This window comes from Enterococcus sp. LJL99 (assembly GCF_054871725.1).
The window spans coordinates 57,140-71,698 of sequence record NZ_JBTXLT010000005.1; the positions used below are offsets into that span (position 1 = coordinate 57,140).

Sequence of the window (14,559 nt, forward strand, 5' to 3'; positions counted from 1 at the left end):
AAAAGGAGCGTCTAGAAAAGAGCTTATGAGAAAAAAAATTGAGAAATATACCTATTATACAACGGAATGGCAAGAACATTTAAAAGAATTAGAAGAAGATATTCAAAAGAGTTCTTACCTTCCTAAATTTCATTTATATCCTAAAACAGGTTTAATGAATGATCCGAATGGACTTAGTTATTTTAACGGTAACTATCATGTGTTTTACCAATGGTTTCCTTTTGACTCCTTTCATGGAATGAAGCACTGGGGGCATTCAACTTCTAAAGATTTAGTGACATTTGAAGATCAAGGTTTTGCACTTATCCCAGATGAAGAATATGAAAAAAATGGTGCTTATTCCGGTAATGCGTTTGAACATGATGGGAAATTATATCTTTTTTACACAGCGAATTACAAAACTGAAACCGATAAAATTGCGAAACAAGCTTTGGCAATTATGGATAAAGATGGAAATATCACTAAAACAGCTCAGAATCCAATCATTAATGGGGCACCTAAAGGTTTTAGCCAAGAATTAAGAGATCCTTTTGTTTTTGAACGAAATGGCTATTTTTACCTGTTGCTTGGTGGTGGACGTTTTCTTAAAGAAGAGCGAACAGGCTTTGGCGACGTGGGTGAATTGCTGTTATATAAGAGCACGAATTTACTAGATTGGGTCTATCAAGGAACAATTGATTTACCGATTGAAAGAGGCTATATGCTAGAATGTCCTAGTTTGGTAACGATTGATGGCAAAGACGTGCTATTTTTATCACCAATGGGTTATGAGAAAGAAACGTACCGCTATCATAATCGATTTGCTTCCATTTATTTGGTGGGTCATTTAGATGTTGAAAAACGGACATTTGAAATGGAATACAGTGATGAATTGGATGCAGGATTTGATTATTATGCACCACAATCTTTTTATGGCAAAGATCATATTCCACTAACATTTGGTTGGTTTGGTTGCGGTGAGCAAGTTTATCCGATTGATGAAGAAGGTTGGAAACATGGCTTGACGACAGCGCAAGAGATGACGCTAGTCTATGGAAAACTCCGTCGTTTTCCAACAAAAGAATTGGCTAATTATTTTACCGAAAAACAAACAATTAAAGTAGAAAATTTTAAGTTAAATCAGCCATTCTATCATTTACGTTTTAAATTAGCTAAACAGGAAGATGCCAAGATTTGTTTTGGTAATAAAGATGATTTTTGGGCATTAATCGTAGATGAAAAGAGTCAAACGATGACAGTTGATCGCGGTCAATTAGCGCAAGCCATTGATGTAGAAATGGGAACAAAACGAACATGTGAGATTTGTGAATTATCTGATGAAATCACAGTAGATGTATTTGTCGATAATAGTTTTATCGAATTATATTTTAATCATGGCGAACGTGTTTTTAGTTTTAGAGTGTTTTTAGAATCAGATCAAACGACTGTGTCGTTTGATAAACTGACTGAAGTTACATGGGCGTATTTTAAAAATAAAGAATAGCGTTTAAATCTTTTATACGAATCTGAGAGAGTTTTTCAAGATTCGTATAAAAGATTTTTTATTGGTATAATTACCGGAATCTATGAGGAGTAGTAGTTTCTATTTTTTCCATAAAGCAATTTCCTCTCGTTTAGATTTTTGTATGCTTAATTAATCATTTTTGATATTCAATATCGGTTAAAATTTTGTTCATAGGTCACGTTGTATTAAGTTATAATAGAGTGTCGCCTATGCGACACTCTTGCGATTGAAAAGATGTTCCTCATATGTTCTTTTCTGCACCCTTAGTATATCATATGGTTCAAAGTTTATAACTAATGAGTTATTTTTTTACTGATGGATTAAAACAGATAATTATTGCTATTCGTATAAAAGATTAAGAAGCTGCTAGTTGTGCATGAGTAATTCTTGATTTATTTAGACTTGACAAAGTTTAATTTCCTTGGTATATTTTCGTGTGGTTAAAACGTAATTATTACGATTTGAACCAGAGAAATCGGAAAGGATTTAAAAATATTCATTTTTAGAGCATAACAGGACTCTAAAATACAAGCCACAAAAATCATAGTAAGGGGATCGAGATGAAGAAGAATAAATCAACTATAGTTGCTATTTTATTATTATTAGTCGTTGTTTTGGCAGCATGTACAGATTCAAAATCAAAAAAAGAAACGGAAGAAAAGAAGGAACAGTTGTCTATTGTGACGTCTTTTTATCCAATGTATGAATTTACTAAAAATATCGTTGGTGATGCGGGTGACGTAACGCTAATGATTCCAGCAGGTACAGAAGCTCATGATTACGAGCCTTCTGCGAAAGATATTGCAAAGTTACAAGATGCAGATGCTTTTGTTTACGATAGTGAGTATATGGAGACATGGGTTCCGAAAACAGAAAAATCGTTAAAAGATGTCAATATGATCAAGGCCACACAAGATATGATTCTTTTGCCAGGAACAGAAGAAGATGATCATGATCACACGGAAGGTCATGAAGGGCATTCTCATGAATACGATCCTCATCTTTGGTTGAGTCCTTATCGTGCAATTAAGCAAGTAGAGACGATTCGCGATGCATTGATTAAAGATTTTCCAGAAAAAGAAGCTGATTTTACCAAAAATGCAGCTGATTATATTGAACAGTTAACAGAACTTGATGCGGCTTATAATGCTAAGCTAAAAGATGCCAAACAAAAAAACTTTATTACACAGCACACAGCATTTTCTTATTTGGCATTGGATTACGGGCTAAAACAAATCCCGATTTCAGGCATTTCACCTGACCAAGAACCAAAACCTTCACGAATTGCAGAACTAAAAGAGTTAGTGAATGAAACAGGAATCAACTATATCTTTTTTGAAGAAAATGCTAGTGATAAAGTAGCCAAAACATTAGCAACTGAATCTGACGTTGAATTACTTGTGTTAAATCCGTTAGAAGGACTTACGCAAAAGCAAATAGATGCTGGAGAAACTTATATTAGTGTGATGGAGGACAATTTAAACGCATTAGTCAAAGCAACAAGTGTTGAACCGAAAAAAGAAATACAAGAAGAAACGAAGAGTAAAACAGTCTACAATGGCTATTTTGAAGATAAAGAAGTAAAGGATCGCAAATTGTCTGATTATAAAGGAGATTGGCAATCAGTCTATCCTTATCTAGAAGAAGGAACGTTTGACCAAGTTTTTGATTATAAGGCAAAATTAACGAAAAAAATGACTGCGGAAGAGTATAAAGCTTATTATGAAAAAGGGTATCAAACCGATGTGGATCGAATTGAAATTTCAGATGATACAATGACCTTTTTCGTAGGAGATCAAAAATATGCATCGAAGTATAAATACAGCGGGAAAGAAATTTTGAATTATGAAGCTGGTAATCGCGGTGTTCGTTACTTATTTGAAGCAACGGAAGATACGCCATACAAATATGTTCAATTCTCGGATCATGGGATCGCTCCGACAAAAGCCTATCATTTCCATATTTATTTTGGGAATGAAAGTCAAGCGAAGCTGTTGGAGGAAATGGATAACTGGCCGACATATTATCCTGTTGAAATGACTGGATTAGAAATTGGACAAGAAATGATGGCTCATTGATAGTGGGTGTTTGTCTCACCCACATGATTATTTGTTTTTAAGGCTAAAACTTTTTTATAATCCTCTCAATAAAAATTTAAGAATACACGTTAGACTGCTGGTATCAAAGCCAATAGATAACGTGTATTTTATTTTTGCTTTTTACAAAACGTTTAAAGACCTAAAAGTGTCGGTTTTGTGTATAATAGTACCATTGAAAAAAGTACATCAATGACTTGTTTTGATTTATTTACATTCGACAGTTATTGATGAATTTAGTGAGCAAGCTTGCTTTCCATTTTAGGAGGATTTTTATGAGAAACTGGACAACAGTTAAAGAATATGAAGAAATTTTATTTGAACAAGAAGGAAAAATAGCTAAAATTACCATCAATAGACCAGAAGTACACAATGCGTTTACACCTAAAACAGTTTTTGAAATGATTGATGCGTTTTCGATTTGTCGTGATGAAGAGTCGATTGGTGTGATTATTTTAACAGGTGCAGGTGACAAAGCGTTTTGTTCTGGCGGGGATCAAAAAGTTCGTGGTCATGGTGGTTATGTTGGAGAAGACAGCGTGCCACGTTTAAATGTTTTGGATTTACAACGTTTGATTCGCGTGATTCCTAAACCGATTATTGCGATGGTCAAAGGCTATTCAATTGGTGGAGGAAATGTGCTACAACTTGTGTGTGATTTAACGATTGCAGCTGATAATGCAAAATTTGGTCAAACAGGACCGAATGTAGGTAGTTTTGATGGTGGTTATGGCTCAGGTTATTTAGCTCGTGTCATCGGTCACAAAAAAGCGAAAGAAGTTTGGTTTTTATGTAAGCAGTATTCTGCTGAGGAAGCATTGGATATGGGGTGGATCAATACAGTCGTTCCATTAGATCAAGTGGAAGACGTAACGATTGAATGGGCTGAAGAAATGTTGAAGAAAAGTCCATTGGCTTTGCGTATGATTAAAGCTTCTTTAAATGCCGATACAGATGGGTTAGCAGGGATTCAGCAATTAGCTGGCGATGCAACATTGCTATATTACACAATGGATGAAGCCAAAGAAGGCAGAGATTCATTTAAGGAAAAACGGACACCTGATTTCGATCAATTCCCTAAGTTTCCGTAAGGGTGAATAACATGGACAGTTGGCTCCAGCAGCAAGTAAATAAAAGACCTAATCAACCAGCCTTTTACTGGCAAGAGGAGGTATGGACTTTTTCAGAAATAAACAATGAAGTAAAAAAATGGCAAGTAAAATTTTCGTTGGAAATTTCTAAAGATGAACCGAGAGTTGCGCTTTTTAGCCGAAATTCAAAAGAATGCTATTTTTCGATTTTAGCTTTATGGGAATTAGGAAAAGAAATTGTATTTTTGAATACCCATTTAAGTTTAAAAGAAATCGACTATCAATTAATGGATGCTAGCGTCAATACGGTTATTGTTGCCACTGAATATCAATCACAGTTGGCTGATTTATCAATGTATCAGAAAATCGAACTGTGCTTGACGTCAAATAACCAACAGGCGATTCAGACCACTAATCGCTTGCAATCGAACATAGCATCGATTATGTATACGTCTGGGACGACTGGAAAACCTAAAGGTGTTAGCCAATGTTTTGATAATCATTTTGCTAGTGCTTTAGCGACACAAGAAAATATGGCCATTACGGATCAAGATTGTTGGCTCTGTTCAGTTCCATTGTTTCATATTAGTGGGTTATCGATTATTGTTAGACAGCTTGTTTTAGGTTGTAGTATTCGTTTGTATCCAATGTTCGATGCTAAAAAAGTGACGGAAGACTTAGTTCAAGGCAAAGGAACCGTGATTTCGGTTGTCGCCACCATGTTACAAGAGTTGTTAGCTATTTATCCTGAAAAAGGGTATAGTACTAAATTTAAAGGTTGCTTATTAGGTGGCGGCCCCATATCAACGAAAGCATTAGAGCAATGTGAAACCTTCGGAATTCCTGTGATTCAATCGTATGGCATGACAGAAACCTGTTCGCAAATCGTGGCGCTCCAGTTCGCAGATGCTAGTAAACATAGAGGCTCTGCTGGGAAACCATTAAAAGGTATCTCGCTTAAGATCATTGATAAAGAAGGACATACTTTAGCTGATAATCAAATAGGTGAAATTTTAGTAAAAGGTAAAAATGTCGTCAAAAATTATTTGAATGGACGCTCATGGCAAACAGAGAAATGGTCAAGCGATGGTTGGTTTAAAACCGGTGATATGGGTTATTTAGATGAAGCAGGTTACTTATACTTAGTCAGTCGGTTAAGTGAGTTGATTATTTCAGGTGGCGAAAATATTTATCCAACAGAAGTTGAACATCTTTTATTAGAAATGCCAGAAATTAGCGAGATAGCGGTTGTGGGAGAAGAAGATCTGAAATGGGGAGCAGTTCCTGTCGCTTATATTGTGGGAGATTCTTCCTTGACCGTGGAAAAAATACATGCGTTTACGAAACATTCACTAGCAAAATTTAAACAACCAAAGAAGCTTTATTTTTGCGAACAGTTACCCAAAACAGCTAGTGGAAAAGTAGCAAAACATCGATTAACTACTAAATGAAAGGGCGGCTTTTTTAACTAATGAGCATTCCTGAAGAATTAATAGCAGCATTTGATCTTGGCTATCGTCAATTTAGCTGGATTGAATCAATAAATGAAAATAGAGAAATAATGCGTAACTATTTTTTTAAGGCACAAAATGAATTTCAAGGGACTCGTTTCTACTGGCAAACACCTGAAAAAGATATTACTTTAGTAGGATTTGGTCAAGAAATTGTGTTGAAAGAAAAACAAGCTCATTTTTCTAAGGTAGCTACTGTTATAGCTAGGGAAAAACAAGCGCGTTTTCAAAATAAACTGATTGAAGGAACGGGGGCATTATTATTTGGCGCATTTGCATTCGATGAATCAACGGAGACACAGACTGAATGGGGAGAATTAGGTCAGGGCTTCTTTTCTTTGCCTTCGTTTTTAATCACTGAAAAAAATAATGAGCAATTTCTAAGTATTAATTTTAAAGCAGAAACAAAAGAAGCTTTGGTCGATGAATGGACGAAACGTAAACAGTTTTTTTATCAACTAAAATGTGAGTCTGTTCCATCTTTTCAAAAGCCAATGATTGTGGAAACCAATGAAATTGAGGTTTCAAAGTGGATGTCATTGGTTGAAGAAACAGTTGCAATGTTGAAAAAGGAAAATCCTTTAGAAAAAGTTGTGCTGGCTAGAAGAATGAAGATTAAAAGTGATTCTGCCATTCAAGCTGACTTTATTTTGAAAAACTTGCAAGAACAGCAAAATAATACGTATTTTTTCGTTTTAGAGGGAGAAGGACATCTATTTATCGGTGCGACACCCGAACGACTCTTAAAAGCCTCAAAAACTAATTTTTCAACGGTCAGTGTGGCTGGTTCCACGCCTAGAGGTAAGACGCAAGCTGAGGATCAACAACTTGGAACAGCATTATTAGGTGATACTAAAAATAGATATGAGCATCAAATTGTGGTGGAACGAATCATGAAAGAAATGACGATGATGACCGAGACGCGAATTCAAGCAACTCTTCCACGATTACTAAAGAATGCTGATATTCAACATTTGTTCGTTTCAATCGAAGCTAGACGTGATAAAGAATTATTGTTTTTGAACGCTATTCGGCAACTACACCCAACACCTGCTTTAGGTGGTGAACCAAAAGCTGAGGCGTTAAAATGGATTAAAGAGCGAGAATCGTTTACTAGGGGGTTATATGGCGGTCCTGTTGGTTGGTTAGGCATAAAAGAAGATGTTGGTGAATTTGCAGTGGGGATTCGTTCAGCTGTTTTTTCAAAAAAAGAAGGGTATCTTTTTGCAGGTTGTGGCATCGTACAAGAATCTATTGCTGAATCAGAAAGAATTGAAACACAAGTCAAATTTCAGCCAATGTTAAAAGGAATAGGTGAAACAATCAATGAACAATCAAAATGATATGACCCAGTATTTAGGCTCATTTATTGAAGGAATGCTAGCTAGTGGCGTACAGCAAGTAGTCATTAGTCCTGGATCGCGTTCGACGCCATTGGCTTTATTACTTCATCGGCATGAAAAAGTGACAACGTTTATTGAAGTTGATGAACGCTCGGCTGCTTTTTTTGCTTTGGGCTTAAGTAAAGCGAGTCAACGACCAGTAGCTCTGTTATGTACTTCAGGAACAGCCGCAGCTAATTACTATCCAGCGATTTGTGAAGCGAATGCCAGTGCAATCCCACTGGTTATTTTAACCACGGATCGTCCTCATGAATTGAGACAAGTGGGTGCACCACAAGCAATGGATCAATTAAAATTATTTCAAGATCATGTTAAGGCTTTTGTCGAAATGGCGCTCCCAGAAGCAACGCAATCAATGCTGGACTATGCTTATTGGCAAGGGGAACGAATGACGGATTTAGCTAAACAATCGCCTAAAGGACCCGTCCATTTAAATTTTCCATTACGAGAACCCTTGCTGCCTAATCTAGAAATGACCTTTGAACATAAAAAAGTGACGAAAATCATGGCTGGCAAACAGCTATTATCAGAAAAACAGATTAAAGAAATTGTTCTAAAATGGCAAGGAAAAAGAGGCGTATTCGTTGCAGGTGGTGCACATACATCAGCAGAAGGAGCACGTCTTGTTGCTTTGGCTAATCAGCTAAACTGGCCGATTATTGGTGATCCACTAACTAATTTGACTGGTTCTAAGACAGAATGCCAAGTGATCATGAGTCATGCTGATTTCTTTATTAATGAAGTCGAAATGGCAGTCTCACCCGAAGTTATTGTTCGATTAGGTTCATTACCCATTTCTAAAAATACGATGTTGTGGCTACAAAAATACACTGATACGGATACTGCAATTTATTTTGTAGATGAAACGGGACAATGGCAAGATTCATTGAAACAAGGACAATACTTGATTCAAGCAGATCAATTGGCTTTTATTGAGGCTATAATGAGAAATGTGACAGAAAAAATGGATGCCTTATGGCTCAAACAATGGATTGATTGGCAAGAAGACGTAGAAGATATTCTGCTTCATGTAGAAGAGATGGATTGCTTGAATGAAACGACTGCCAGTCTCCTTGTACATAAAAATATGATTGATGAAGGTCAGCTCTTTGTATCGAATAGTAATGCGATTCGTTTTTTAGATCGCTTTGCTGATAAGAATCACGCTAAATATCAGTTATTTGGCAATCGAGGAATCAATGGGATAGACGGTATCGTTTCTACCGCTTTAGGAATGACAGCCAGCCAACCTGATAAACAAAATATTTTATTGATCGGTGATTTGGCGTTGTATCATGATATGAATGGCTTATTGTTGGCAAAACAGTATCAGCTCCCATTAACGATTGTGCTATTAAATAATAATGGTGGTGGTATTTTTTCTTATTTAGCTCAAAATCAATTAGCAGAAAGTGATTTTGAACCCTTATTTGGCACGCCAATTGATTTAGATTTTAAATTAGTGGCCCAATTATATGGAGCAATGTATACAAAAGCTGAGAGTTTGGAGCAACTGAATGAACGACTAGAAAAAACGCAACAACAGCCTATTTTTCAACTGATCGAAGTTACAGGAGAGCGACAAGAAAATGTCTTACTTCACGAAAAAATTGTGAAAGAAATAAAAAAAAGGCTAGGAGAAAAATGAATTATTCAGTGAACGGCGTAGATTATTATTGTGAGTGGCTTTTACCTTACCATAAAGAATATCCAACTCTAGTTTGTTTGCATGGCTTTACAGGATCGAGTCAAACCTTTCACTCACTATTTACGACAAGGAATCACTGGAACATTTTAGGGATTGATTTGCTGGGCCATGGAAAAACAGCAAGTTTCGTGCATCCATACCGTTATCGTTTAGAATCATTATGTCAAGATTTAGCTGAAGTGACTGCACGATTAGGTCTTTCGAAATTCGCATTATTAGGCTACTCGATGGGTGCTAGAGTGGCATTAGGCTTTACAGTGTTTTTTCCTGAAAAAGTAACTCACTTGATTTTAGAAAGTGGTTCACCTGGATTGAAAGGTAGTAAGGAGCGTGAATTGAGAAAGAGATCAGATCAACAAATTGCTCAATCTATTGTTACACAGCCTATTGAGCAATTTGTTGATTATTGGGAAAATTTAGCATTGTTCGAAACTCAAAAAAGCTTATCAAAATCTACACAGCTACGTGTTCGTCAGGAACGTTTACAACAAGATCAGTGGGGACTTGCATGTAGCTTACTATTTATGGGGACAGGAACCCAACCCAGTTTTTGGGAGGAGTTAGAGTGTTTGAACAAGATTCCAATCCTATTGATTGTAGGAACACTTGATTACAAATTTCAACAGATTGCTTGTCAGATGAAGAAAGTTCAAACGAACATTTCTATCAGTAGTATTCAAGGAGCAGGACATTGTGTACATTTAGAGCAGCCAAAAATTTTTCAAAACGAAGTGCTTCACTTTTTACAAGGAGACGATTAGAGGATGAAAATTTGTCACATTGAAACGTATCGTGTTCGCTTGCCATTGCGTACACCGTTTGAAACAAGTTATGGCTATTTAACGGAAAAAGCATTCGATCTGATTATTGTCAGCGATGAACTTGATAATCAAGGTGTAGGGGAATTGGTTCCATTTGAACAACCAGATTACCTTGAGGAAACAATCGAGACTGCAAGAATCATCGTAAGCAAGCATTTATGTCCTTTGTTGAAGAATCAAATAATTAATCATCCTAAAGAAGTTGCCCCACTTTTTGCAGTTGTTCGTGGAAATCAGATGGCAAAAGCAAGTCTTGAAACGGCAATTTGGGATTTGTATGCGAAACGCAATAACAAAAGTTTAAAGGATTATTTTAAAGAGACGAGAGCAGAAATTCCTGTTGGGGTTAGTTTAGGTATCCAAACTGATTTATCAATGCTTAGACAGCAAATTTCGGCCTTTTTAGAGCAAGGGTATCAACGAGTGAAACTAAAAATTCGTCCAGGTGCTGATATCGAGCCATTGGAAATGATTAGAACTTATTTTCCAGACTTAATTTTGATGGTCGATGCGAATTCAGCCTATACTTTAGCTGATTTAGACCATTTACGCCGATTTGATCAGTATCGTTTGGCAATGATTGAACAACCCTTCGCTATCAATGATTTTATCGATCATGCAATCTTGCAAAAAGAACTCCAAACAGCAATTTGTCTAGATGAAAACATTCGTTCTGTAAAAGATTGTGAACTAGCTTTTGCTTTAGGAAGTTGCCGTAGTATCAATTTGAAAATACCAAGAGTTGGCGGGATTTCAGAAGCGCTTAAAATTGTACGCTTTTGTGAAGAGAACGATTTGCTGGTTTGGTTAGGTGGAATGTTTGAATCTGGTGTTGGTCGAGCGCTGAATCTGCAGTTTGCTTCACAGAAAATTTTTAATTTCCCTGGGGATCTTTCTGCGTCTGATCGCTATTATTATGAGGATGTGATTTCTACGCCTTTTGAATTGGAAAAGGGTAGAATTACCGTCCCAAATAGCTTAGGAATTGGTGTAACACTTTCAAAAGAAATGTTGGCAAAATACGGAAAGTATGAACTGTTATATAAATATGAATAATTATTAACTTTTAGTTTCAAATATTTTTTTATTAGCTTAAAAAAGCCTTGAGAAAAAATTTCTCAAGACTTGTTTTTTAAAAGCTATATATCTAGATTAACTTTCTTTTAGCTGTTTTTCAATTTGAAGTCGTTGAACTTTCATTGTTGCTGTTCGAGGAATTTCATCAAATGCCATAATAATTGGATGGTTCAAGTGAGGTAAATCAGCTACTTGTTTCCACCAAGCATCCCAATCCATTTTAGTTTCAGGAGAGACGGCTAAAATTGGTTGTGGCGAATTTTCTTTGCCGCGAACAATGACTACTTCTTCTAGAAAATCAAGAGCGTCTAGTAAGTAATCTTCGATTGCCAAACTACTATCAATTGTTTCAATCAAATCAACTTGACGATCTTTTAAAAAGAGCTGCCCGTTTTCATCAATAAAGCCATAATCACCGCTATCCCACCAAAGATCATGAACCGTTGATTGAAAACGATCATCTTCTTTATAGTAAGTCAATGCTCGACCTTTAGATAAGAAATGAATGTGTCCATCGGTATTTTCAGGTAAAGTATTTCCGTCTTTGTCAGCAATTCTGGCTGCAGTCAAATCAGTTAAACCGATCCCCATATTTCTTGCATCAGATGTTTTTAATGATTCAAGTGTATGTGCTTTTAGAATCATTGGACCGCATTCACTTTGACCATATACTTGGAGAAAAATAGGATCATTTTCATTGGAGGCAGTCAAGAAAGCTTTCATTGTTGCATTATTGATTGCATCGAAAGTTGAATGATAGTAATGAACACTTGAAAAAGCAGTAGGATCATTTTTGGCTAATGCTGCCCATTGAACAAAATTATTTGGATGGGTTTCAAGCGCGATTGGTTGGTAAGCTTTTAACATTTTTGAGACTGTTTCACTTTTAGCACTGGATAAAGGCATCATAGGAAAACCCATTGCCATTAAAGAAGAAATACCTATATTGAATCGTGAATGAACAGGAGAAATATGAAAACCGACCATTTTTTTCTCAGCAATTTTAGCAAAAATTGTTCTTTGCCACTTGGTTCTCCAACCCATTGAATTAGCTGAATGACAAATCAATTTAGGAATCCCTGTTGTTCCAGAGGTATGTGTCATATAGGCGATTTCATCGGCCAGTAATTCCACTTGTGGAACTTCTGTATCTGATGCATTCAACAATGTTTCGATATCTATTTGTTTTTCTGAAGAACTGTTAGCTATTTTTTTTACTCGGTCACTAGTTTCGCTGTCAAACAGAATAAATGGATCCTCTAAACGATCCACAAACACTTCCATGATTTCAGTTGGAAAATGATAAGAAATCATGACAGGAACTGCAGCAAGATATGAGGCCGCAACAGCTAGTAAATAAGTATCGAATTTAGAACTTTTGAATATAATGATCTTATCACCAGCTTTTACACCGCAGCTCGCTAATTGGTAAGCGCGTTTTAAAATTGCTTTGTGGCTTGATTCATAAGTATATTCAACACCTAATTCTGGAAAAAATGGTAAGACTTCATCTTGTACGATAGCTACATCCGGATTGTTTTCAGCAGCTTTTCGAAAATTTGAGTACAAGTTCAAAGGTTCGTATTCTAGAATATCTGACAATATATTTCTTCCTTTCATAAACAGTTAAAAAACTAGAAAATATTTAAAATCGAAATCAGTATAACACGAAAAATTTTAATTGGATAATGAAAGCATAATTGATGTATTTGATGAATCGAAATCGACGTTTATTTCGCAAAAAAATAAAAAACTATAATATAAAATAAATGCTGAAAACACTTGATTTGATAAGGTTTAGCATGTATAATGAAATATTGTGAGTAGTCTATTTTAATAGATGCTCTCCTTGCTCTTAGCAAACTAAGAGCCTTAAAGTCCATAGGGAGGTGAAAGTCAATGAGTCAAGATACGAATTATGAAATTATGTACATTATTCGTCCGAACATTGATGAAGAAGCAAAAACTGCTTTAGTAGAACGTTTCGACACAATCTTAAAAGATAACGGTGCGCAAGTCATCGAATCAAAAGATTGGGAAAAACGTCGCTTAGCATATGAAATGAACGGATTCCGTGAAGGCATCTATCATATCGTTAAAGTGTCTTCTCCATCAACAGCAGGAGCTATCAATGAATTTGATCGTCTTGCTAAAATCAATGATGATATTATTCGTCACATGATTATTAAAGAAGAAGCTTAAGAATGTTTCACGTGAAACATTTGATAGACGAAAGGAGATGTTCAAATGATTAATAATGTTGTATTAGTCGGAAGATTAACAAAAGATCCTGATTTACGATATACATCTAGTGGCTCGGCTGTAGCTTCATTTACTTTAGCAGTAAATAGAAACTTTACGAATCAAAATGGAAATCGTGAAGCTGATTTTATTAATTGTGTAATTTGGCGTAAACCTGCTGAAACAATGGCGAATTATGCTCGTAAAGGTACTTTGTTAGGTGTGGTTGGTCGTATTCAAACACGGTCATATGAAAACCAACAAGGTCAACGTGTATATGTTACTGAAGTTGTATGTGAGAATTTCCAATTATTAGAGTCTCGTTCTGTTTCAGAACAAAGACAAACTCATGAGGGTTCTTCATATAATACAGGTGGGTTTAATGGTGGAAATGACAATAGTTTCCAACAACCATCATCACAAGGTAATAATTTTGGCGGTGGACAAAACAATTTTAATCAGTCGTCATCCCCAACGTCTAGTAACAACGATATGCCTAGTTTTGATAGAGATTCTGATCCATTTGGTGGTTCAGGTTCTACTATTGACATTTCAGATGATGATTTACCATTCTAAACGAATTTGATAGGAGGGAATAAGAATGGCACAACAAAGAAGAGGCGGACGTAAACGCCGTAAAGTTGATTATATTGCTGCAAATCATATTGAATATATTGATTATAAAGATATTGAATTATTAAAAAAATTCATTTCTGAACGTGGAAAAATTTTACCACGTCGTGTAACAGGTACTGGTGCTAAAAACCAACGTAAATTAACTATTGCAATCAAACGTGCTCGTATTATGGGCTTGTTACCATTTGTTGCTGAGGAGCAATAATATAGCAAATAGATAAGTTTAAAAAAGTTAAAAGAGAATTTCTCTTTTAACTTTTTTTTATAAAAGAGATTACTAGCTAAAACTTGAATAAAAATAGTATAGAAGACAATGTTTTATACAAGTATCAATATATAGGCTTGTGAAACTTTGTAGGTATTAAATTATAGATTGAGAAAAAAGTTAGTTAAATCTAAGAATCAGTAGATTTTATAGGATTTGTTCGATGTAAAAGATAGAACAAAAGAGGTTTTTGCTTTTAGCCAATT

General features: G+C 35.6%; 11 protein-coding genes and 1 pseudogene. 11 read left to right on the plus strand and 1 reads right to left on the minus strand.

What is annotated here, in order from left to right; genetic code table 11:
* The first annotated feature begins 25 nt into the window (after positions 1-25).
* From ACYSNW_RS09065 to menC, 8 genes and pseudogenes are all read left to right on the plus strand, one after another.
* On the plus strand, positions 26-1,483 hold the full coding sequence (locus ACYSNW_RS09065; protein ID WP_461744164.1) for a glycoside hydrolase family 32 protein: 1,458 nt from the start codon (positions 26-28) through the stop codon (positions 1,481-1,483).
* Positions 1,484-2,064: 581 nt separating this feature from the next.
* Complete coding sequence (locus tag ACYSNW_RS09070) at positions 2,065-3,582, plus strand: zinc ABC transporter substrate-binding protein AdcA (RefSeq protein WP_461744165.1); 1,518 nt, start codon at positions 2,065-2,067, stop codon at positions 3,580-3,582.
* Between the two features lie 293 nt (positions 3,583-3,875).
* Positions 3,876-4,691, plus strand: a complete 816-nt coding sequence (gene menB / locus ACYSNW_RS09075) for a 1,4-dihydroxy-2-naphthoyl-CoA synthase (RefSeq protein WP_461744166.1) — start codon at positions 3,876-3,878, stop codon at positions 4,689-4,691.
* Between the two features lie 11 nt (positions 4,692-4,702).
* Positions 4,703-6,176: pseudogene (locus ACYSNW_RS09080) on the plus strand (o-succinylbenzoate--CoA ligase).
* Positions 6,163-7,545 (plus strand): isochorismate synthase, encoded by a 1,383-nt coding sequence (locus ACYSNW_RS09085; protein ID WP_461744167.1) that lies wholly within the window; start codon positions 6,163-6,165, stop codon positions 7,543-7,545. The pseudogene ACYSNW_RS09080 and the gene ACYSNW_RS09085 overlap by 14 nt, the downstream one beginning before the upstream one ends.
* Positions 7,529-9,253, plus strand: a complete 1,725-nt coding sequence (gene menD / locus ACYSNW_RS09090) for a 2-succinyl-5-enolpyruvyl-6-hydroxy-3-cyclohexene-1-carboxylic-acid synthase (RefSeq protein ID WP_461744168.1) — start codon at positions 7,529-7,531, stop codon at positions 9,251-9,253. Before ACYSNW_RS09085 ends, menD begins: the two co-directional genes overlap by 17 nt.
* Positions 9,250-10,074 (plus strand): 2-succinyl-6-hydroxy-2,4-cyclohexadiene-1-carboxylate synthase, encoded by an 825-nt coding sequence (menH, locus tag ACYSNW_RS09095; protein WP_461744169.1) that lies wholly within the window; start codon positions 9,250-9,252, stop codon positions 10,072-10,074. Before menD ends, menH begins: the two co-directional genes overlap by 4 nt.
* A gap of 3 nt (positions 10,075-10,077) precedes the next feature.
* Positions 10,078-11,190, plus strand: coding sequence for an o-succinylbenzoate synthase (menC, locus tag ACYSNW_RS09100; protein ID WP_461744170.1), 1,113 nt, complete (start codon positions 10,078-10,080; stop codon positions 11,188-11,190).
* 96 nt (positions 11,191-11,286) lie between these two features.
* Here menC and ACYSNW_RS09105 read toward each other — a convergent pair whose 3' ends face one another.
* On the minus strand, positions 11,287-12,831 hold the full coding sequence (locus tag ACYSNW_RS09105) for an AMP-binding protein (protein WP_461744171.1): 1,545 nt from the start codon (positions 12,829-12,831) through the stop codon (positions 11,287-11,289).
* Positions 12,832-13,110: 279 nt separating this feature from the next.
* On the opposite strand from ACYSNW_RS09105, the gene rpsF reads away from it, so the two are divergent.
* From rpsF to rpsR, 3 genes are read left to right on the plus strand one after another with little or no spacing between them, the layout of a single operon-like run.
* Positions 13,111-13,413 carry a 30S ribosomal protein S6 gene (gene rpsF, locus ACYSNW_RS09110; RefSeq protein ID WP_461744172.1) on the plus strand — a complete coding sequence of 101 codons (303 nt, stop codon included), beginning with the start codon at positions 13,111-13,113 and terminating at the stop codon, positions 13,411-13,413.
* Between the two features lie 45 nt (positions 13,414-13,458).
* Positions 13,459-14,028, plus strand: coding sequence for a single-stranded DNA-binding protein (gene ssb, locus ACYSNW_RS09115; protein WP_461744173.1), 570 nt, complete (start codon positions 13,459-13,461; stop codon positions 14,026-14,028).
* A gap of 25 nt (positions 14,029-14,053) precedes the next feature.
* Positions 14,054-14,293, plus strand: a complete 240-nt coding sequence (rpsR, locus tag ACYSNW_RS09120; RefSeq protein WP_461744174.1) for a 30S ribosomal protein S18 — start codon at positions 14,054-14,056, stop codon at positions 14,291-14,293.
* Positions 14,294-14,559: the final 266 nt, after the last annotated feature.

Coding starts and splice junctions, on each gene's coding strand:
- ACYSNW_RS09065 (WP_461744164.1), top strand. CDS start 26: ATGAGAAAAAAAATTGAGAAATATACCTATTATACAACGGAATGGCAA.
- ACYSNW_RS09070 (WP_461744165.1), top strand. CDS start 2,065: ATGAAGAAGAATAAATCAACTATAGTTGCTATTTTATTATTATTAGTC.
- menB (WP_461744166.1), top strand. CDS start 3,876: ATGAGAAACTGGACAACAGTTAAAGAATATGAAGAAATTTTATTTGAA.
- ACYSNW_RS09085 (WP_461744167.1), top strand. CDS start 6,163: ATGAGCATTCCTGAAGAATTAATAGCAGCATTTGATCTTGGCTATCGT.
- menD (WP_461744168.1), top strand. CDS start 7,529: ATGAACAATCAAAATGATATGACCCAGTATTTAGGCTCATTTATTGAA.
- menH (WP_461744169.1), top strand. CDS start 9,250: ATGAATTATTCAGTGAACGGCGTAGATTATTATTGTGAGTGGCTTTTA.
- menC (WP_461744170.1), top strand. CDS start 10,078: ATGAAAATTTGTCACATTGAAACGTATCGTGTTCGCTTGCCATTGCGT.
- ACYSNW_RS09105 (WP_461744171.1), bottom strand. CDS start 12,831: ATGAAAGGAAGAAATATATTGTCAGATATTCTAGAATACGAACCTTTG.
- rpsF (WP_461744172.1), top strand. CDS start 13,111: ATGAGTCAAGATACGAATTATGAAATTATGTACATTATTCGTCCGAAC.
- ssb (WP_461744173.1), top strand. CDS start 13,459: ATGATTAATAATGTTGTATTAGTCGGAAGATTAACAAAAGATCCTGAT.
- rpsR (WP_461744174.1), top strand. CDS start 14,054: ATGGCACAACAAAGAAGAGGCGGACGTAAACGCCGTAAAGTTGATTAT.